We start from the raw sequence: 19,922 nt of genomic DNA on the forward strand, positions 1-19,922 counted from the left end.
CGTGCTAGAGAAGTTCCAACCCCGGCGACTCCTGCGCCGGTTCCGCCGCTCCCTGGCCCGCCACAGAGCCGTCGTCGCCGCCTGGGCCGCCGTCGCCGTCCTGGCCCTCGTCGCCGCCTGGCAGATCCTGCCCGCCCCCGAGACCGACCGCGTCCCCTCCTCCGCCTCCTCGGTGATCGTCCTCGGCGTCGGGGGCCTGACCTGGACCGACATCGACGCCGAGACCACCCCGGAACTCTACGCGCTGGCCGAGGACGCCTCCCTGGCCGAACTCAACACCGACTCCGCCCGCAACTTCACCTGCACCCTCGACGGCTGGCTGACGCTCTCGGCCGGTTCGCCCGCCGTCAGCACCTCCTTCGGCGACTCCCCCGACTGCGGCGAGGTCGAACCCGACCGAGTCACCGTCGACGGCGACGACGCCACCCTCAACGACCTGCCCCAGATCGTCGAACTCAACCGCGAACTCGACCAGGGTCCCGAAGTCGGCATGCTCGCCGCCGGCACCTCCTGCACCACCGCGATCGGGCCCGGCGCCGCCTACGCCGCCGCCAACTCCGTCGGCCGTGTCGCCGACTACCGCCCCGGCCTGCCCGGCGGCGAGCAGCTCGGATCCGATCTGGCCGAATGCCCCCTCACCGTCGTCGACGGCGGGGTGCTCCCGATCGACCGGGACGTGCGCGAGACGGCACTGACCGCCCTCGACGCGGTCGTCGGCCGCCTCGCCGACGCCCGCCCCGCCGGGTCGGCCCTGATCGTGACCGGCATCAGCCAGACCGTCGAGCCCAACCGGCTGCTGGCCACCATCGCCGACTTCGGCGACGACTCCGGCCACAACCTGCTCGACCTCACCGCCGAACGACCCGGCTACCTGCGGTTGACCGACCTGACCGCCACGATCCTGTCGCTGCTGGAGGCGCCTCCACCCGAGACGGTCACCGGGCTCTCGGCCGGAGCGGTCCCCGACTCCCTCCCCTTCGAGGAGCGGCAGGCGGTCTTCGACGACACCGACACCCGGCTGCTCGCCGCCGACACCGCCGCGCCCGCCGCCCAGTGGCTCCAAGTGCTGCTGCTGCTGGCGCTGACGATCGTGGCCTGGCCGCTGCTGCAACTGCTGCGCCGGGCCGGCCAACCCGGCGTCAGACCGCCGCCGCTGTGGCTCATGCGCGCCAACATCGTCACCGCCCTGGTGTGCGCGCTGTTCGTCGGCGCCGCCATCCTCGCCGACTTCTTCGGCTGGTGGAACGCCTCCAAACCTGCCCTGGTGGGCCCGGCCATCGCGCTGGGCATCGCAGCGGTGTGCGCGATCGCCGCCATCATCCTGCCGCGGCGGCACAGCCCCGCCGGGCTCATGGTCACCGTCTCGTCCTTCGGCCTCATCGTGACCGTCCTGGCGATGGTCATCCACGCCTCGGCTCCGCTGGGCACGCTGCTGGGGGACTACACCGTCGCCGACTCCGCCTCGGGCGAGCTCGGCCCGGTCGCCACCGGCATGTTCATCGCCTCCCTGTGGCTGCTGGCCGCCGCCGCGGTCTGGCGGCTGCCGCGCCGCTTCCAGGCGCCGGGCATCGCCGGCATCGGATGCATAGGCGTCATGGTCGTCTCGGTGGGCTTCCTCGGCGACTCCCTCCCGGCGGCCGTGGCCATCACGGTCGGCACCTGCCTGGCCGCCGCCATCACCACCGGCGGATGGGTGACCTTCGCGCGCCTGGTCTGGTCCGGACTCGCCGGCGTCGCGGTCATGCTCGCGGTGTCGTGGATCGACTACCAGCGCCCGGCGCCCGAGCGCGGCGCCCTCGGCGACTTCCTGTCCGACGTGCTCGGGCAGACCAACGGCGTCATCGGCGCCGGGGTCGGATCGAACATCGTCGCGGTCTTCAGTTCGCCGCTGACGGTGCTGACCGCGATCGCTGGCCTGTACTGCTGGCTGGTGCTGCTGCGCCCCGGCGGGGGACTGCGGCGCGCCTTCGGGCTCTATCCGCCGCTGCGCGCCGCGTTCTCGGCCGCGGTGGTCGGCTCGGCCATCGCCGGGCTCCTGGCGGGCAAGGGCCTGATGAGTCTGGGCTCGGCCCTGGCGGTGATGGTTCCGCTCGCGGTCATCATGAGCCACAGGGTGCTCGCGCGTGCGCACGTCAAATACGGCCAGTACTCGGCCATGATCGTCGACGCGCCCTCCTGGGTCGACGAGGAGAACAGCGCCGAAAGTGTTAGTGTGGAATCCCGTGGATGATGCGATCCACCGGCGGCGGGGCAGTCTCGACCGGCCGCTCGATCGACACGAATAACCACGGGAGTTCGCTTTGGCAGGCGCCGCCAACGGTCAGGTCCGTTCCACGAAACACCTCTTCGTCACCGGCGGGGTCACCTCCGCTCTAGGCAAGGGCCTCACCGCCTCCAGCCTCGGCAACCTGCTGACCGCGCGCGGGCTGTACGTGGTGATGCAGAAGATCGACCCCTACATCAACATCGACCCCGGCACGATGAACCCGTACGAGCACGGCGAGGTCTTCGTCACCGACGACGGCGGCGAGACCGACCTGGACATCGGCAACTACGAGCGGTTCCTCGACCGGAACCTGTCCAAGCGGGCGAACGTCACCACCGGCCAGATCTACTCCGACGTCATCGCCAAGGAGCGCCGCGGCGACTACCTGGGGGCCACCGTCCAGGTGATCCCGCACATCACCAACGAGATCAAGTCCCGCCTGGCGTCGATGGCCGACCCCGACCCCGAGACCGGCCGCGTCCCGGACGTGGTCATCACCGAGGCCGGCGGCACCGTCGGCGACATCGAGTCGCTCCCGTTCCTGGAGGCGATCCGCCAGTACCGGCACGACATCGGCCGCGACAACTGCTTCTTCGTGCACGTCTCGCTGGTCCCGTACCTGGCGGCCTCCTCGGAGATGAAGACCAAGCCCACCCAGCACTCGGTGGCGCAGTTGCGCAGCATCGGCATCCAGCCCGACGCGATCGTGTGCCGCTCCGACCGGGTCGTTCCCGAAGGCCTCAAGCAGAAGATCGCCGGGTTCTGCGACGTCGACGACGCGGCGGTGGTCTCGGCGCCCGACTCCAAGTCGATCTACGACATCCCCAAGACCCTCCACTCCGAGGGCCTGGACGCCTACGTGGTCCGCAAGCTCGGCCTGCCGTTCAAGGACGTCGACTGGACCGCCTGGGACGACCTGCTCGACCGCGTCCACCGGCCCGAGTCGGCCATCGAGGTCGCCATCGTCGGCAAGTACGTCGAGCTGCCCGACGCCTACAAGTCGGTGGTCGAGGCGCTCAGCGCGGCCGGGTTCGCCCACCGCGCCAAGGTGAACGTCCGCTGGGTCGTCTCCGACACCTGCGCCACCGCCGACTCCACCGCGAAGGCCCTGAGCGGAGTCGACGCGCTGGTCATCCCCGGCGGGTTCGGCGAGCGGGGGGTGTCGGGGAAGCTCCGGGCGATCACCTACGCCCGCACCCGCATGGTCCCGACGCTGGGGCTGTGCCTGGGCCTGCAGTGCATGGCGGTCGAGGGCCTGCGCGAGATCGCCGGCCTGGCCGGGGCCGACTCCGAGGAGTTCGACGCGGGCGCCGAGCACCCGGTGGTCTCGACGATGGCCGACCAGACCGACATCGTCGCCGGCCGCGGCGACATGGGCGGCACGATGCGTTTGGGCGCCTACCCGGCGGAGCTGGCCGAGGGCACCCTGGCCGCCGAGGCCTACGGCACCCTCGAGGTCTCCGAGCGGCACCGGCACCGCTACGAGATCAACAACGCCTACCGCGAGCAGCTCACCAAGTCCGGGTTCGTGATCTCGGGGCTGTCCCCGGACGGGCGCCTGGTCGAGTTCATCGAGCTCGACCGCGAGCTGCACCCGTACTACGTGGCGACCCAGGCCCACCCGGAGCTGAAGTCGCGCCCGACCCGTCCGCACCCGCTGTTCGCCGGCCTGGTGGCCGCCGCACTGAAGCGGCAGGCCGCCGATCAGTTGGTCTGAGCGCGCGCGAACCGGTGAGCGGCCTCTCAAGTCCGGACGCACCGCCTGTGCCGCACGCGCACTAGTGTGGTCGGCGTGCATGAATACCGTGTCCTGGACCGAGAGCTCATCTACCGCGGCTGGATCTACGAACTGGTCGCCGAGACCGTCGAGATGCCCGGAGGCGGCACCGCGCGCCGCGAGTTCACCGACCACTCCGGCGCCGTCGTGGCCGTCCCGGTCGACGCGCAGGGCCGCGTCGGCATGATCCGCCAGTACCGGGTGCCGACGGGGGAGTACCTGTGGGAGCTCCCGGCCGGCCTCCGCGACGTCGAGGGCGAGGACCCCGCCGTCACCGCCCGCCGCGAACTGGCCGAGGAGGCCGACCTCCGCAGCGACCGGCTCCACAAACTCGGTGAGTTCTACACCTCGCCGGGCATATCCAACGAGCTGATCCACTACTACCTGGCCACCGAGCTGAGCCCGGTCGCCGAAGCGGACCTGCACCGGCGCGTCGAGGAGGAGGCCCACATCGAGCTGGTGTGGTGGGAGCTGGACAAGGCGCTCGCCGCCGTGGCCGACGGGCAGATCCGCAACGGCGTCTGCGCGCTCGCGCTCAACCTGACCAGACTCCACCTGGAGGCTTCGAAGTAAAGGTCTGTCGCATCGGAGTCGTTGGTCTCGTAGTCGAAACGAGCCGCGCACCGCTACTATCATCGGCGAAGGCGTCGACCCGGTCGGCCGTCCCCACAAGGGAAAGCCGGGAAATCGGGCTCGGCGCGTCATAGACTGCCCGCACCGGCCGCGAACCGGCCGGATGCCGGACCGACGCTTCGGAAGGAACCCGTGCCGTGAAAGTCGCCGTCCCCCGCGAGATCAAGAACAACGAGTACCGCGTCGCACTCACCCCCGGCGGCGTCCACGAACTGGTCGCCGCCGGCCACGACGTCGCCGTCGAGACCGGCGCCGGCCTCGGCTCGGCCATCACCGACGACGACTACCGCGACGCCGGAGCCGCCATCCGCCCCGACGCCGACGCCACCTGGGAGGCGGGCGACCTCGTCCTCAAGGTCAAAGAGCCCGTCGCCCCCGAATACCACCGCATGCGGTCCGGCCAGACCCTGTTCACCTACCTCCACCTCGCCGCGAGCGCCGAGTGCACCGACGCGCTCCTGGAGCGGCGCGTCACCGCCATCGCCTACGAGACCGTCCAGAACGCCGACGGCCGCCTGCCGCTGCTGGCACCCATGAGCGAGGTCGCCGGGCGCCTGTCGGTCCAGGCCGGCGCCTACCACCTCCAGCGCCCCGAAGGCGGCCGCGGCACCCTCATGGGCGGGGTGCCGGGGACCAGGCCGGCCAAGGTCGTCATCATCGGCGCCGGCGTCTCCGGCATGAACGCCGCCGCCATCGCCGTCGGCATGCGGTCCGAGATCGAACTGCTCGACCTCGACATCGACAAGCTCCACGCCGCCGACGACCTCTACCAGGGCCGCCTGCGCACCGTCGTCTCCAACCGCTACGAGGTCAGGCGCGCCTGCCGCGGCGCCGACCTCGTCATCGGCGCCGTCCTCGTGCCCGGCGCCAAGGCCCCCACCGTGGTCGACGACGAAGCGCTCGCGGACATGAAGGACGGCGCGGTCCTGGTCGACATCGCCATCGACCAAGGCGGCTGCTTCGCCCACTCCCGGCCGACCACCCACGACGATCCGTCATTCACCCACGAGGGGAAAGTGTTCTACTGCGTCGCCAACATGCCCGGCGCCGTGCCCGACACCTCCACCTCCGCGCTCACGAATGCGACCCTCCCTTATGTCATGAAGCTCGCCGACCGCGGATGGACCGACGCCCTCAAATCCGACCCCGCGCTCGCCGGCGGCCTGAACACCCACGACGGCCACCTGACCAACGAGCCGGTCGCGCTCACCCACCACCTGCCGGTCACCCCGGCCGAACAGGTCCTCGCCGGACTTTGACATCCGATTAGTGTTGGTGCCAGCGATGTGGTGGTCGGGGTAGCTCCCCGCAGCCGCTCGTGAGGATATCGGCCAGGCTGGCTCGTTGACATCCTGCCGCGTTCGCGCTGGCTCTGCGTGAGGTCTGCCGCCTGGCCGATATTCGCCTCGGTCTGGCTCGATAAAGGAATGCTCGACGCGAGCGTCTGAGCTGGTAATCGGATTGCCGACCGAGACGCCATCCTCAACCCTCGGCATCAGAGCAGGATCCCTTCATGCTAATCGTCGGCGTCGACCCCCACAAATCCACCCATACCGCCGCCGTGCTCGACACCATCACCGGTGAGGCGCTGGGCGAGCTGACCATCACGGCCACCACGGAGGGCTACGGGGAACTCGGCACATGGTGCCGCGACCTCGGCACCGACCTGGTCGCCATAGAGAACCTCCGCGGCCTGGGCTGCCATCTCGGCGCCTGGCTGAATTCGCAGGGCTTCGACCTGGTCGATGTCACCGCCAAGGAAGTCCAGGCCCAGCGCCTGGCCCGTCGCGGCGGGCGCAACAAGAACGATCCCGCCGACGCGTTCGCCGCCGCCCTAGCGGCGGCGCATGGCGGGGGATACCGTCTCAGTGGTGAAGACCTTCGGGTTCTCGATGGTCTTGCCGCCGCGCAGCACCGCGAACGACTTCAGCCCGAGATCGATCCCGGTCTCAGCGTCCTCGTCCGGGATCGGTTCGGCCAGGTCCGCGCCGTCGTCGACCGCGACCACGAAACTCGCGTAGTACCTGCCGGTCGCCGTCTTGGTCACCGTCACGCTCGAGGGCGCGGCGGGCAGGTCCCGCGACCAGGCGACCTTGAGGGCACCGACCTTCGCCACGTACAGGCGGCCATTGGGTTTGAGGCTGAACCCGCGCCGGGTGTACCGGGCGGTCTGCGTGCCCGCGCGGCGCTTGAAACGCGGCGGCCCCACCCGGGCCCCGTGCCGCTTCCCCTGGAGCGAGTCGAAGAAGTGCCGGTAGGCGGCGTGGCAGTCCCGCAGGGCCTGCTGCAACGGCACGGTCGACACCTCGCCCAGCCACGCCCGCTCCGGCGTCCGCTTCGCCGCCGTGATCAGCGCCCGGTCCAGCGCCGCCGTCGACGGATAGGGCAGACGGTGCCGGTACGCGGCCTGCCGCGCGGCCACGGCGTCGTTGTACACCACACGCACGCACCCGAACGTCCGAGCCAGCGCCCGCCGCTGCGGGCCTGTCGGGTAGACACGATAGGAGTACCGCAGATGCACGCGAACATTATACCCGTATCGCACCCGGCGTCCGCTTCCCGGCTCCCAGTCCTGCTCCGCAGGACCCAGAGAAGGCGATCACCCCCGATCCCTCCCCGCCCTCAAGGACGGGACCTCCCCGGAGAAATCCGGTGACACCGGCCGCCCGCAACGCCCGGGCGGGGCAACTCACGCCGGCCGCCGCGGCGTCTCGCAAGCCGTCGACAGCCTCGATACACTGACGTAGAGTCGCAATGACAGGCAAATCGGTGAGACGCCCGGCACACGGTGCCGTCCTCGCACCCGGAGGCGCGAAGAAATGAGCAGTGTGGACAGCAACGACAAGTGGGCGGCTTTGCGCGCGGCGCAAGTGCCACCCGCTGACTCCGAGGGCGACTTCTCCTCGCCGGACCCGGAGAGCTACACGGGCAAACGCGACATCCCCCAGCCCCAGCCGCTCGAGCGCCACGGTCCGGCCCGCGTCATCGCCATGGCCAATCAGAAAGGCGGGGTCGGCAAGACCACCACCACGATCAACCTCGGCGCCGCGCTGGCCGAGTACGGACGCAAGGTGCTGCTGGTGGACTTCGACCCGCAAGGGGCCCTGTCGGTCGGCTTCGGCACCAACCCGCACACGCTCGACCTGACCGTCTACAACCTCCTGATGCAAGAGGACGTCGACATCGACGACGTCATGATGAAGACCAACGTGGCGGGCCTGCGCCTCATGCCCGCCAACATCGATCTGTCCGCCGCGGAGATCCAACTGGTCAACGAGGTCGCCCGCGAGCAGACCCTCGCCCGGGTGCTGCGGCCTGTGATCCCCGACTTCGACTTCGTCCTCGTCGACTGCCAGCCCTCGCTGGGCCTGCTGACGGTCAACGCGCTCACCGCCGCCCACAGCGTCCTGGTCCCCCTGGAATGCGAATTCTTCTCCCTGCGGGGCGTGGCGCTGCTGCTCGACACCATCGACAAGGTCCGCGAGCGGCTCAACTACGACCTCGAACTCGAAGGCATCCTGGCCACCATGTACGACTCGCGCACCACCCACTCCCGGCAGGTGCTCCAGCGCGTCGTGGAGGCCTTCGGCGAGAAGGTCTTCTCCACCGTCATCACCCGCACGGTGCGGTTCCCCGAGACCACCGTCGCCGGCGAGCCCATCACCACCTGGGCCCCCGCCTCCTCGGGCGCCCGCGCCTACCGCCAGCTCGCCCGAGAGCTCATCGCCTCCACCGACAAGTAGCGACCCACCGACCTGCGGGCCACGAAACCGGACGTTCACCCGGACGTGGCCGCACGGCCGGTCTAAGCTTGCCTGCGTGACCGAGCAGCAGCCACCGCGCGCACCCGACCAGCGGGACGCCGAGACCGAGGGGACCGAGCCCGGCTTCCACGTCCGACTCGAGAACTTCGAAGGCCCGTTCGACCTGCTGCTGCAACTGATCGGCAAGCACAAGCTCGACGTCACCGAGGTCGCCCTCCACCAGGTCGCCTCCGAGTTCATCGCCTACGTCACCGCCCTCGACGAGGCCTGGAACCTCGAGGAGACCAGCGAATTCCTCCTGGTCGCCGCCACCCTCCTCGACCTCAAGACCGCCCGCCTGCTGCCGAACACCGTCGTCGACGACGAAGAGGACCTCGCGCTCCTGGAGGCCCGCGACCTCCTGTTCGCGCGACTGCTCCAGTACCGTGCCTACAAGGAGGCGGCCGGACACCTCTCCCGCCTGGCCGAGACCGCATCGACCCGCGTGGCCCGCTCCACCGGCCTCGAGGACCGCTACCGGGGACTGCTGCCCGAACTGAACCTCGACCTCACCCCCGAGGAATTCGCCCGACTGGCCGGCAAGGCGATGAAACCCAAACCGCCGCCGCAGGTCGGCACCGAACACGTCCACGGCCAGCGCGTCTCGGTACGCGAGCACGCCGTGATCCTGTCCCGCCGGCTCCAGCGCGTCGAGACCGCCACCTTCAGGGCCCTGGTCTCCGACTGCGAGAACCGCCTCGAGGTCGTGGCCCGGTTCCTGGCCCTGCTGGAGCTGTACCGGGAGGCGCTGGTCGGTTTCGAGCAGATGCAGGCGCTCGGCGACCTGACCGTGCGCTGGCACGGAGGGTCGGGACCCACCGAGATCGAAGTCGACGAGTACGCAGGTGCACAGCAGACGGGGGAGGAACCGAAAGGTGAGTGAGCAGCCCGAATCCATGGCGGACGCGGTGGCCGAATGGCGCCCGCCCTGGCAGCGCGACGACGGCCCGGCGCCGGCCCGGTCGGACACCCCGGCCGACGAACCGGCCGACGAGAGCGACGAGTACGCCGAGGCGGTGGCCGCCGTCCCGGCCCAGACCGACACCGGACCCGAGGCCGAACCCGAACCGGAGGGCGAAGACCGCCCCGTGCCGGTGCCCGAGGACGTCGACCTCGGCGCGGTGCTCGAGGCGATCCTCATGATCGCGGAGGAGCCCCTGTCCGAGCAGTTCCTGGCCTCGGTATTGGAGCGGCCACTCTCACAGGTGCGCGAGACCCTCGGCCGCCTGAGCGCCGAATACACTGGCGACGGCCGCGGATTCGATCTGCGCCGCCAAGCCGGCGGATGGCGGTTCTACACCAGGGCCGACTACGCCCGCTACGTGGAGCGATTCGTGACCGACGGCGCCTCCGCCCGCCTGACCAAGGCGGCCCTGGAGACGCTTGCGGTCGTCGCCTACCGGCAGCCGGTCACCCGCGGCCGCATCTCGGCGATCCGCGGGGTCAACTGCGACGGCGTGATGCGGACGTTGACCGCCCGCGGCATGGTCGAAGAGTGCGGCTCCGACCCCGATTCGACGGCGACGCTGTACCGCACCACCACCCTGTTCCTGGAAAAACTCGGTCTGGACTCGGTCGCCCAGCTCCCCGAGCTGGCGCCGTTCCTGCCGGACGACATGACGGATATCGAGGAAGATGAACAAAGCTGAGACAGCGGGCGTGCGCCTCCAGAAGGTGCTCTCCCAGGCCGGGGTCGCCTCCAGGCGAGCCGCCGAGGACCTCATCGCCAGAGGGAAGGTGAAGGTCAACGGCGAACCGGCGCGGCTGGGCCGTCGCGTCGACCCCGCCGAGGACGTCATCCACGTCTCGGGCAAGCGGGTGATCACCGACGTCGAGACGGTCCACTACGCGCTCAACAAGCCCCGCGGCGTCATCTCGACGATGGACGACGAGGAGGGCCGCCTCTCCCTCGCCGAATTCGCCAAGGGCATCGACCAGCGGGTCTTCCACGTCGGCCGTCTCGACACCGACTCCGAGGGGCTGCTGCTGCTGACCAACGACGGGGACCTGGCCAACCGCATCATGCACCCCTCCCACGGCCTGCCCAAGACCTACCGGGCCCAGATCGCCGGCATCCTCGACAAACCCACCTACCGGCGCCTGCTCGCCGGCGTCGAACTCGACGACGGGCCCGCCAAGGCCGACAAGCTCAAGATCATCGACGAGCACGCTGGCCAGTCCCTGATCGAGATCACCATCCACGAGGGCCGCAAGCACATCGTGAGGCGGCTGATGGATCAGGCCGGGCACCGGGTCTCGCGGCTGGTGCGCACCGAGATCGGCCCGGTGCGGTTGCGCAACCTCAAGCCCGGCACCGTCCGGCGGCTCAGCCCCGACGAGATCGGCCGGCTCTATCGGGACGTCGGCATGTAGGCGAGCGGCGGTTATCCTGGCAGGGTGCGGTTCATCCTCAACGTCATCTGGTTGGTGCTCTCGGGCCTCTGGCTGGCGATCGGCTACTTCCTGGCGGGCGTGCTGGCGTGCGTCCTGATCGTCACCATCCCGTTCGGGATCGCCTCGTTCCGGATGGCCGGGTACGCGCTGTGGCCGTTCGGGCGGACGGTGGTGCGCGACCCGGCCTCGGGCTGCCTCACTCTCCTGGGCAACGTCCTCTGGCTGGTGCTGTTCGGCTGGTGGCTGGCCTTGGAGCACCTCGTCACCGGGGCGGCGCTGGCGATCACCGTCATCGGCATCCCGCTGGCGGTCGCGAACTGGAAGATGATCCCGCTTGCGCTGTGGCCGCTCGGCGCCCGGGTCGTGGAGGTCCCGTAGGGCGGCCTCCGGCGTTCCGGACGGTCGGAATCCCTATCCCGGATCGGGTCGGGTTCGCGCTCCGTGCCACCCTTGGGGACAAACCACACCCCTACCGGTCCATCCAGGCATGATGTAGGTTTGCGTGGTTTGCAGTTGAAGAACGGAGCGAGACAGTGCCTGAGAACAAGAAGAGCGCACCGGTCGTCGCCGTCGACGGCCCGTCGGGGGCGGGGAAGTCCACCGTCTCCAAGACCCTCGCGACCGCCATTGACGCCGCCTACCTCGACACCGGTGCGATGTACCGCGCCGCCACTCTTGCGGTCCTCCGGGCCGAAGTCGACCCCTCGCAGACCGCGCAGGTGACCAAGGCGGTCAAGAACGCCAAGCTCGAGTTCGGCACCAGCCCCGAAGATCCCTTCGCCCGTGTCGACGGCGAGGACGCCACTCTGGAAATCCGCGGCGACGACGTGACCAAGGCCGTCTCGACCGTGGCCGCGAACAAGACCGTCCGCAAGCATCTGGTCGCCGAGCAGCAGCGGCTCATCGGCGAGGCCAAGAAGGGCATCGTCGTGGAGGGGCGCGACATCTGCGAAGTGGTCGCCCCAGAGGCGGACATCAAGGTCTACCTGACCGCCGACCCGGGAGAGCGGGCGAAGCGCCGCGCCGCCGAGGTCGGGGCCGACGAGTCGGCCACCGAGCAGGACATCGCGCGGCGCGACGGGGCGGACTCGGAGACGACGAAACCGATGGATCCGCCCGAGGGCGCCACGGTTATCGATTCCACCGAGCTGCCGGTCGTGGAGGTCGTCGCGAAGATCCTGGCTTTGCTGAACAACAGGGACATCAATGACTGACGAAGCGACCTGGGCCGAACTCGACGAGGTCGAACGAGGCCCGGTCCCGACGGTTGCCGTCGTCGGCCGCCCGAACGTGGGCAAGTCGACCCTGGTCAACCGCATCCTCGGCCGCAGGGCCGCCGTCGTCCAGGACGAGCCGGGCGTGACGCGCGACCGGGTCGCCTACGACGCCGAGTGGGCCGGCCGGGACTTCAGTCTGGTCGACACCGGCGGCTGGGCCCCCGACGCCGAGGGCATGGCCGCCGCGGTCGCGACCCAGGCCGAGCTGGCGATGAGCACGGCCGATGTGGTGGTCTTCGTCGTGGACGGCACCGTGGGCGCGACCGATGCCGACGCGGCGGCAGTCCGGATCCTGCACCGGGCGAAGAAACCGGTGCTCCTGGTGGCGAACAAGGTCGACAGCACCCGCCAGGAGGCCGACGTGGCCGACCTGTGGCGCTTGGGCCTGGGCGAGCCGCACCCGGTGTCGGCGCTGCACGGCCGGGGGGCGGGCGATCTGCTCGACGAGATCGTCTGGTCCTTCCCCGAGCAGCCGACCGGTCGGCTCAAGGAGAGCGGCCCGCGCCGCGTGGCCCTGATCGGCCGCCCGAACGTGGGCAAGTCGAGCCTGCTGAACCGGATCGCCGGCCAGGCGCGGGCGGTGGTCGACGAGGTCGCCGGCACGACCGTCGACCCGGTGGACTCCCAGGTCGAGCTGGACGGCGAGACGTGGGTGTTCGTCGACACCGCGGGTCTGCGCAAGCGCGTCAAGTTCGCCGCCGGCACTGAGTACTACGCCAGCCTCCGCACCGGCGCGGCCGTCGAGGCCGCCGAGGTGGCGATCGTGCTGCTCGACGCCTCCGAACCCATCTCCGAGCAGGACCAGCGCGTCCTGACGCAGGTGGTGGAGTCCGGCCGCGCCCTGGTCCTGGCGTTCAACAAATGGGACCTGGTCGACGACGACCGGCGGTACTTCCTGGAGAAGGAGATCGACCGCGAGCTCGCCCAGGTGTCGTGGGCGCCCCGCGTGAACGTCTCGGCCGTGACCGGCCGGTCGGTCTCGAAGCTCGCCCCGGCCCTCCGGGAGGCCCTCGACGGCTGGGACCAGCGCATCGCCACCGGCGAGCTCAACCAGTGGATCAGCGCCCTCCAGCAGGCCCGCCCGCACCCGGTCCGCGGCGGGAAGGCACCGAAGGTCCTGTTCGCCACCCAGGCCGACATCGAGCCGCCCCGCTTCGTGCTCTTCACCTCCGGCAGGTTCGACAAGCAGTACCTGAAGTACGTCCAGCGCCGCCTGCGCGAGGACTTCGGGTTCCGGGGCTCGCCGATCGATTTGGCCGTCAAGCCCCGCGAACCGCGCAAAAAGGCCCGGAGATGACCGACCGGGGCCACATCGGGGGACCTCGCCTGGTCGCCCCGGAGCCGATGGGTTAAAGTTGTCTCCGGCCGCCCGAAGCGGTCGGAAGCGGGCTGTGGCGCAGCTTGGTAGCGCACTTGACTGGGGGTCAAGGGGTCGCAGGTTCAAGTCCTGTCAGCCCGACGTTTTCGCAGGTCAGAGACCAAATCTCTGGCCTGTGTTTCGTTTTATGTGAACGTTTTCACGCCTGAGCGCCAGGTCAAGGGGCGGCAGGTTCAAGTTCCAGGATTCCACCGACACGGTCCTGAGCTGAGGAAACGCATGATCGCTCGTCGCGAGGATTTCTCTCAGAGCACTTGACAGGTCTGCGTTCGGAGATCGTAGTCGTCTCGGACCTGTCGGCGTGGCTGCCAAACCGACGTTTGACCAGTTCAGGGGCTAGTTCTCTGATCTGGGGTCGTTGATTGCGGATGCATTCTCCGCTGGGCGTCGATTCAAGAGACAGCAGGTCCCAGTGCCGACATCCGAGCAGCGACCGCCTGAACAGTGGAAATGCAGATGCACTCGTTGTGAGCGTCTGCGCCACCGAGCACTTGTCACCTGCACGGGAGGCGGATCCAGCTCAAGGCGCTACTGCCAGCCGAAATGCGAGGCAAGAGCATGTTGTTGGGTATGGGAATCGTCAAGGCGCTGGCGTGTCGATGTGTGCCAAGTCCACTTGAGGTGGTGGATGATCCCTGATCAAGTCCCCGCGAATGCGTGGATCGGTAACAGGAAAAGAGGACTGCTCGCATGGGCGCTCAGCGATCACATCGAGGGAAGCGCGGAAGCCGTTACACCATGGTCTTCCTCGGCGGCGACACCGCGAGCCTTGGGCCAGCCACGAGGACGGTTCGTGGCGGCGAGGACGTGTCCGACGACACCGGTGCCAGGAACGAGGCGGCGCCGCCGTCGACCTGCGGCACGGTGCGTTTCGACGTGTACGCCGAACGGCAGTGGCTGCCCAACCTCATCGTCGAGGCCTCCACGCGCGAGGGCTACACCTACTCGCTCTATGCGCATCTCATGCCCTTCTTCGGCCACCGGAGACTGGTCGACATCCGAGCGACGACGATCAAGCAGTGGTTGACCGCGCTCAATGCTGCGGGACTCTCGGCGTCGAACCGCAAGAACCTCAAGATGATCCTGAGCGCCGTGCTCACCAGCGCCGTGCACGATGAACTCATCCCGAGCAACCCCTGTCGGCTGGTCAAGACCGACCCGGTCCCGACCAAGCCGCTGGCGACTATTTCCCCGACCCAGTTCGAGCAGTTCCTTGCCGCTATCCCGGGCGCGATGCCCCGGATCCTGGTCGAGACCGCGATCGAGACCGGCATGCGTTGGGGCGAGTTGACCGAGTTGCGCCCTAAGGATTTCGACCGACCCACCGGTGTCTTCACCGTCGCCCGCGCCGTTGTCCGACTGGCTCCCGACTTCCGCAGTGACGGCAACCCCTTCCAGGTCAAGGACTACCCCAAAGACAAGGAGTACCGCCTGATCAGAGTCGACCGGGCATTCGCCGAGAAGGTCGGTGACCACATCGACCGCCACCGGCTTGCAGCTGAGGACCTGTTGTTCTGGTACCAGCCGGACAACCAAGAACCCCTCGAGGACGACCTGGAATTTGAACCGGGCGATCGGGGCTACACCGGGCCCAACGAGCAGGGACGCATCTACGCACACGGCACCACCACCGCCTACACCAACGGCAAATGCCGATGCCTGTACTGCAGGGCCGCGGTCGCCGCTTACCGGCGGAAGCGTCGTGCGCTCGGCAAAGACTCGCCTCGCCGACGCCGGACTATCGACTCCGACGGCCACATCCCCGGCCGTTGGTTCGCCGATACCATCATCAAGCCTGCCTTGGCAAAGGCGGCGTTGCCGCTCGATGTCAAGATGCACCGGCTCCGCCACGCGCACGCGTCCTGGCTCCTGGGCGGCGGCGCAGATCTCATGGTCGTCAAGGAACGCCTGGGCCACGCCAGCATCCAGACCACGGAGCGCTACCTCCACACGCTCGACAACGCCGACGACACCGCCCTCGCCGCGCTCGACAAAGTCCGCGGGCCGCGAGTCCAACCTTCCGCCAACGCCTGCGACGATGCGGCCACCTTGGCCGAACCGACTTCGATGCAGGCCGTCATGGACCGAATGGCCGAGCTCCAGGCCATGCTCGGACAGATGGCCGCCGGCACTGAGCCGCCGAATCCCGACGAGCACGCCACCTCCTGAACTGCATCGACGGGTTCCCTGCCAAATCGCACCGCTGACAACCAGATACGGGTGATTGGCACACGGAGATGGGTCTGCGGCGCCGGCTGCCAGCTCACCTCCGGCCGTAGTGGCTTTCGGGGCCGTAGGGGCTCCAATTGCCAAGGAACGGTTTGAGGTCTTCGAGCTTGAAGTCGGGTGCGGACGGCATCGCCGGCAACACCTGGAGCGGATCGATCGAGGCGGTGTAGGCGCGCGCCCACCGCAGCCACTGCTTGGACGACTCGAGTCCGGTGGTATCGGGGGCCGCGGACCGGATCTTCGCTTCTAGCTGATCGCAGAAGACCGAGAGGACGCGGAACCGCTCGAGCGCTTGAGCCTGCTGGTCGAGCACTGTTCCATAGTGGTGCTCCAGTGCCTCTTCCTTGGCACGGGCCATCGCGCTCTCCCAGCGTCGCTGCCGCTCGACTTTAGCCTTCTCTGCGGCAATAGCGCTCTTGCGATCGTCGACCGCGCGCTTCGCCAAGCCCGCGACGACCTCGGGAAGCCGCTCCTCCAAGGTCATCGTCTTCCGGTCGGCCCATTTCGACTGCCCGCTCGATCCGGAGTGCGGCAGTTCCAGTTTGAGGCTCTGGGACTTGACCGGATGCACGGACTGCGGGAATTCCTGGTCGACGGTGACCGCGTAGGTGAAGCCATCGATCCTGATTTCGATTGCACCATCACGGCGACGGTACTTGCGGCTGCCGTAAGACCCATACTGGTGGCGATCGGTCACCGGTCGATCGCTGACCTTCCAACCGCGTTCGAGGGCGGCTCCAGCGAGGGCTTGGAAGATCAGCAAGCTCCGACGACGCAGCTCCTTGGGCATCATGAGCCGGTCGCTGTCGTCTCGCAATCGGGCCACCACCGGATGAGGACGGCGCAACCGGTCAGGTACCGGTACGGGTTCGAGTCCCTGGGCGTGCTTTCGAGCGGCATTGGGATGGACGCCTGCGACCAGCCTGATCGTCGTGCTCGTCTCTGCGCTGCCGATGGATTCGATGAAGTGCCCTTCGGGGACGAGTCCGTTGCGTTTGGCGTAGTCGATGGTCTTGCGCCACCGGCCGTACTCGGACTCGCTCATCGAAGGCAGGCGGACGGTGTGCTCGGCGACCAGGCGCTCGACCAACGCAGCCGCGTCGGCATGCCGGTCCCGCGAAATCCCAGCGGGCGTGTGGCGCGGCGTCGGAGTCTTCGCCGAAACCCCATCGGCCGAGGTGGCACGAGGCCGCTGGACCTTCCGGCGTGAACCTGCTGCAGGAGTGCTGCGGGCGTCCGGGTGACGGCCGTGTTCAAGATAGTGTCGTCCGGCGTCGGTGATGGCGGCCCGCCACTGCCCGGTGCGCTTGCTGATGGTCACCAGGCCGCGCGAGGCCAACGCCCGCGCGGTAATCCTCAGTCCCGTATGCTCGTCACTGCTCAGATCGTCACCAGAACCTATGAGCTGCAGCGTCTCGAGCTGGCGATCGTTCAAAGGACCAGTGCGTTCCATTCACGGCTCCTTCCAGCAGACCCGGCGGGGAACCCCCAAGGCTAACTTGATCTGCCGCTCCGCACGGACGCGCCGTGTCTCGCCCGCGGGAGCATAGCGACCAGGTGCACGGAAGGACTCACTGTTCCGACCCCTCCCAGTACTGGGCAGTTTGGTTCCAGCGTCCGTCGACTGTTCCGGTGATCACCGGGTCGAGGAACGCATGCATGAGTTCCATCGCTTGCGGTAGGTCTTTTTGCGCTGCGCAGTGAGGGATGCCTTTTGCGAGCTTTGCGTAGACCGGCCCCCAGTTTTCAGGGACGCCGAACCGGTCGAATGGATCAAGTCTGCGCCGTCGCCGCTCAAGTTCGATCGCGTCGCGAAGCTCTACGGCGTCCGGGGCCTGAGTCTTGGCAATCACCACAAGATCGATCAGGTCTTTCTCTCGGCTCGAGGGATCGCCTCGGTAGGTTGCCATCGTGGCGCAGACCTTGTCAGCGATCTGATCGGCTATCGGATAGAGTCGGTAATCGTGCTCTATCAGATCCCGGACCATCACTCGGTTGGAGGGCGGAGCGATCGTCACGGCTCCCGTAAGACGCACTCCAGTCACCAGATCAACTCTGATAGGCGTCGACTTCTTGACACCGATGTAGGTCTCGAAGATTACTCGATATCCGTCGGTGTACGGCTGTGATTCTCCGGCGGCTATCGGATTGTGATCGCGGTACACGAATCGAAAGTGATCCCCGAGATCGATGGCGGCCAGACGCTTTAGATCCTCGAGCGCCTGATCAAGACTGAACCCGGACCTGCAGAGATCGATATCCAGTGTGACGCGGGCGTTGGGTATCCGAGCCAGCATCCCAGTACCACCCTTCAGCACCCACTCCGATCTATCCCCTTCCGAGAATACTCGACATAGAAATCTGTCGAAATACGCCTGGCGTATACGGGCATCGACGGAAACGGACTTATCGTCGCGGTTCGCCCGCTTCGCAGCGTCTTTGATGGCCATTAGCACGGCCGCCGCCGTCGTGTATCCAGACTTTCCGCTCATTCTTCATCTCGCATCTCATTACTCGCCCGATGTGCGCTGGATTCCATCGAGCCAATCCGGGCTAGGCGACCGAGAACCTCCTTGCTCCACACCTGTTCGGGTAGGCTTGTGCTTACTGCGTGGGAGAATTCCTCGGTCATCCCCTCTCGGAGGATCTGCGAGACTCCTATTGCCAGGATCATATCTTCGGTGTTGAGGACCTCATTTTCCGCTATCGATGCCGATATCGACCGTATGCTCTCATCCAGATCCGGAATGGTCAGCATTCCCTGGATCTGCTCCGAGAACTTGGCAAGATAGTCTGCGGCCACCAGCCGGCCTAGAGAGCTCGACGCGAGATGTTCGGCGAGTGAATCTTTGTCGATACCGGCCGTTCTCATCAGATGTTCGAGTAGTGCCTCGCCACTACCGTAAGTGATGCCGTTTCGCGCGGCTAGTGGATCGAGGAGATCGGAAAGCAGCTCAAGGTCAAGCGAGGTTTTCGCTGCCGAGTCTGCGACGACCTTGGCGACGAGGCTGAGATCAGTACGTGCTGCAACGAGATCGCTGATCGTCTGCTCAAGGATGGTTACAGGAAGTCCGCTCTCGACGGTGATCTTCGAATCGTCGAGGTCCCGGACCTTGAATCGAATTTCCGAGCGTTGCGTCTGCCGTCGCCGCGGAGTGCTGAATTCGTACGGCTCGGGAAGCAGATCCCCTACCCCATGGAGCCACGCAGCCGTTGCACCGGAAATGACGGCGGTCCCGCCTAGCCCGAGTCGCTCCTCAGCGAGATGCGCCGGGTCGAGGCTCAGCCATGCGGCCCGAAGTCCTTCGAACTCGTCTCCTGGAGCCCCGGCATCCCTATACACGCCGTGGGTGAGCCTCTCGAGCTGCCCAGACTCGGCCAGGCGAGTCAGGGTGAGTCTGGAGACGCCTCTCGCTGCGGCCTGGGCGGTCGTGAACAGCCCCCACTGCGACACCGACAGTTCGGCAAGGATGCGCAGCGCTTCGATCGATTTCATGCTTGGATTGTATCACCAAGTAGTTACTTTTCAAGCTTCAGTGTTAGATCTGCTAGCGCACTTGCTGACTGCCAGTCCTGGGCACTCTTGACAGGCCTAAATTATCAAGAAATGTCATAATACATCCATCAATCAGTCAGTTCATCCTGATTATTAGATTGAATCGACTTGGCTGGCACAACGCAGCAGCTGCCCCCGTTTTCTCGTGGCGTGCGGTGGTCCCGGGCTGGGGTGTCGCGCCGGTGATGCCGGGCGGTGTCGCCGGCCTGATAGCGAGTGCGGTTCTTTCTCTCTGTGGCGAGCTTGCGGGGCAGGGCAAGATAAGACAGCGAGCGGGGCGATAGCGCCGATCCGCGTCCAGCATAGGGCGATTACTTCGGCCTCCAGGGTCAGTCTCGGCCGCGAGGTGGAGGGTGCATCTGCAGGCGTGGTGGCTGAGCAGTGTGGAGACCGCGTAGCGACAGTGGCGCATCGCGGTGACCTCGGTGTCGGCGAGGTGATCCTGGGGCGCAGGTTCAAGAGCCGCAGCCAGGTGTCGAGGTCGGCGGTGAAGTTCACCGCCAGCTCGCAATTGGCAATCGACCGGCGATACCCGCCCCACAGGGGCGTCTGTACTGATTGTGATAATTCAATATAACTGATCTGATTCCGACCGTTTATCGGATTCAG

At 67.6% G+C, this 19,922-nt stretch carries 16 protein-coding genes, 1 tRNA gene and 1 pseudogene; 14 read left to right on the forward strand and 4 right to left on the reverse strand.

The features are described 5' to 3' along the window. Position 1 precedes the first annotated feature (1 nt). The 5 genes and pseudogenes from CUT39_RS20065 to CUT39_RS21585 all read left to right on the forward strand — a co-directional run. Positions 2-2,230, forward strand: a complete 2,229-nt coding sequence (locus tag CUT39_RS20065) for a hypothetical protein (RefSeq protein WP_100443937.1) — start codon at positions 2-4, stop codon at positions 2,228-2,230. 70 nt (positions 2,231-2,300) lie between these two features. Further along, positions 2,301-3,983, forward strand: a complete 1,683-nt coding sequence (locus tag CUT39_RS00200) for a CTP synthase (RefSeq protein ID WP_100443938.1) — start codon at positions 2,301-2,303, stop codon at positions 3,981-3,983. 75 nt (positions 3,984-4,058) lie between these two features. Continuing rightward, positions 4,059-4,616, forward strand: coding sequence for an NUDIX domain-containing protein (locus CUT39_RS00205; RefSeq protein ID WP_232805500.1), 558 nt, complete (start codon positions 4,059-4,061; stop codon positions 4,614-4,616). A 197-nt stretch (positions 4,617-4,813) separates the two neighbouring features. Then, a complete protein-coding gene (gene ald / locus CUT39_RS00210) occupies positions 4,814-5,935 on the forward strand; it encodes an alanine dehydrogenase (protein WP_100443939.1) in 1,122 nt (373 codons plus the stop codon). A gap of 254 nt (positions 5,936-6,189) precedes the next feature. After that, positions 6,190-6,486 (forward strand): annotated as a pseudogene (locus tag CUT39_RS21585) (IS110 family transposase); the annotation flags it as partial. A gap of 24 nt (positions 6,487-6,510) precedes the next feature. On the opposite strand, the gene CUT39_RS00220 reads toward CUT39_RS21585, so the two are convergent. Further along, on the reverse strand, positions 6,511-7,197 hold the full coding sequence (locus tag CUT39_RS00220) for an RNA-guided endonuclease InsQ/TnpB family protein (RefSeq protein WP_157930397.1): 687 nt from the start codon (positions 7,195-7,197) through the stop codon (positions 6,511-6,513). Between the two features lie 298 nt (positions 7,198-7,495). Here CUT39_RS00220 and CUT39_RS00225 point away from each other — a divergent pair, with 298 nt between their 5' ends. The 9 genes from CUT39_RS00225 to CUT39_RS00265 all read left to right on the forward strand — a co-directional run bounded on the left by CUT39_RS00225 (position 7,496) and on the right by CUT39_RS00265 (position 15,697). Continuing rightward, the gene (locus CUT39_RS00225) at positions 7,496-8,419 is read left to right on the forward strand and encodes a ParA family protein (RefSeq protein WP_100443941.1); all 924 of its coding nucleotides are present in this window, start codon (positions 7,496-7,498) and stop codon (positions 8,417-8,419) included. Positions 8,420-8,495: 76 nt separating this feature from the next. After that, positions 8,496-9,362, forward strand: coding sequence for a segregation and condensation protein A (locus CUT39_RS00230; protein ID WP_100443942.1), 867 nt, complete (start codon positions 8,496-8,498; stop codon positions 9,360-9,362). Between the two features lie 13 nt (positions 9,363-9,375). Then, on the forward strand, positions 9,376-10,128 hold the full coding sequence (scpB, locus tag CUT39_RS00235) for an SMC-Scp complex subunit ScpB (protein ID WP_100444054.1): 753 nt from the start codon (positions 9,376-9,378) through the stop codon (positions 10,126-10,128). Further along, positions 10,115-10,852, forward strand: a complete 738-nt coding sequence (locus CUT39_RS00240; RefSeq protein ID WP_100443943.1) for a pseudouridine synthase — start codon at positions 10,115-10,117, stop codon at positions 10,850-10,852. The genes scpB and CUT39_RS00240 overlap by 14 nt, the downstream gene beginning before the upstream one ends. Before the next feature lie 24 nt (positions 10,853-10,876). Further along, positions 10,877-11,251 (forward strand): YccF domain-containing protein, encoded by a 375-nt coding sequence (locus CUT39_RS00245; RefSeq protein WP_100443944.1) that lies wholly within the window; start codon positions 10,877-10,879, stop codon positions 11,249-11,251. A gap of 155 nt (positions 11,252-11,406) precedes the next feature. Next, positions 11,407-12,087 carry a (d)CMP kinase gene (gene cmk / locus CUT39_RS00250; RefSeq protein ID WP_100443945.1) on the forward strand — a complete coding sequence of 227 codons (681 nt, stop codon included), beginning with the start codon at positions 11,407-11,409 and terminating at the stop codon, positions 12,085-12,087. After that, on the forward strand, positions 12,080-13,447 hold the full coding sequence (der, locus tag CUT39_RS00255) for a ribosome biogenesis GTPase Der (RefSeq protein WP_100443946.1): 1,368 nt from the start codon (positions 12,080-12,082) through the stop codon (positions 13,445-13,447). Before cmk ends, der begins: the two co-directional genes overlap by 8 nt. A gap of 88 nt (positions 13,448-13,535) precedes the next feature. After that, positions 13,536-13,609, forward strand: a tRNA-Pro gene (locus CUT39_RS00260). A 726-nt stretch (positions 13,610-14,335) separates the two neighbouring features. Next, positions 14,336-15,697 (forward strand): tyrosine-type recombinase/integrase, encoded by a 1,362-nt coding sequence (locus tag CUT39_RS00265; protein WP_198586752.1) that lies wholly within the window; start codon positions 14,336-14,338, stop codon positions 15,695-15,697. A gap of 94 nt (positions 15,698-15,791) precedes the next feature. Here CUT39_RS00265 and CUT39_RS00270 read toward each other — a convergent pair whose 3' ends face one another. From CUT39_RS00270 to CUT39_RS00280, 3 genes are all read right to left on the reverse strand, one after another. Beyond that, positions 15,792-17,210, reverse strand: a complete 1,419-nt coding sequence (locus tag CUT39_RS00270; RefSeq protein WP_157930398.1) for a hypothetical protein — start codon at positions 17,208-17,210, stop codon at positions 15,792-15,794. Between the two features lie 118 nt (positions 17,211-17,328). After that, complete coding sequence (locus CUT39_RS00275; RefSeq protein WP_157930399.1) at positions 17,329-18,207, reverse strand: nucleotidyl transferase AbiEii/AbiGii toxin family protein; 879 nt, start codon at positions 18,205-18,207, stop codon at positions 17,329-17,331. A 38-nt stretch (positions 18,208-18,245) separates the two neighbouring features. Next, entirely contained in the window at positions 18,246-19,253 is a 1,008-nt protein-coding gene (locus tag CUT39_RS00280) for a type IV toxin-antitoxin system AbiEi family antitoxin domain-containing protein (protein ID WP_100443949.1), read from the reverse strand. Positions 19,254-19,922 lie beyond the last annotated feature (669 nt).

It is taken from the genome of Glycomyces xiaoerkulensis (genome assembly GCF_002798405.1).
In the GTDB taxonomy this organism is placed as follows: Bacteria; Actinomycetota; Actinomycetes; order Mycobacteriales; family Micromonosporaceae; genus Glycomyces; species Glycomyces xiaoerkulensis.

Bases quoted from the DNA above. Each gene is read 5' to 3' on its own strand.
- CUT39_RS00270 (WP_157930398.1), bottom strand. From the start codon at position 17,210: ATGGAACGCACTGGTCCTTTGAACGATCGCCAGCTCGAGACGCTGCAG.
- CUT39_RS00280 (WP_100443949.1), bottom strand. From the start codon at position 19,253: ATGAAATCGATCGAAGCGCTGCGCATCCTTGCCGAACTGTCGGTGTCG.
- CUT39_RS00240 (WP_100443943.1), top strand. From the start codon at position 10,115: ATGAACAAAGCTGAGACAGCGGGCGTGCGCCTCCAGAAGGTGCTCTCC.
- CUT39_RS00225 (WP_100443941.1), top strand. From the start codon at position 7,496: ATGAGCAGTGTGGACAGCAACGACAAGTGGGCGGCTTTGCGCGCGGCG.
- der (WP_100443946.1), top strand. From the start codon at position 12,080: ATGACTGACGAAGCGACCTGGGCCGAACTCGACGAGGTCGAACGAGGC.
- CUT39_RS00275 (WP_157930399.1), bottom strand. From the start codon at position 18,207: ATGGCCATCAAAGACGCTGCGAAGCGGGCGAACCGCGACGATAAGTCC.
- scpB (WP_100444054.1), top strand. From the start codon at position 9,376: ATGGCGGACGCGGTGGCCGAATGGCGCCCGCCCTGGCAGCGCGACGAC.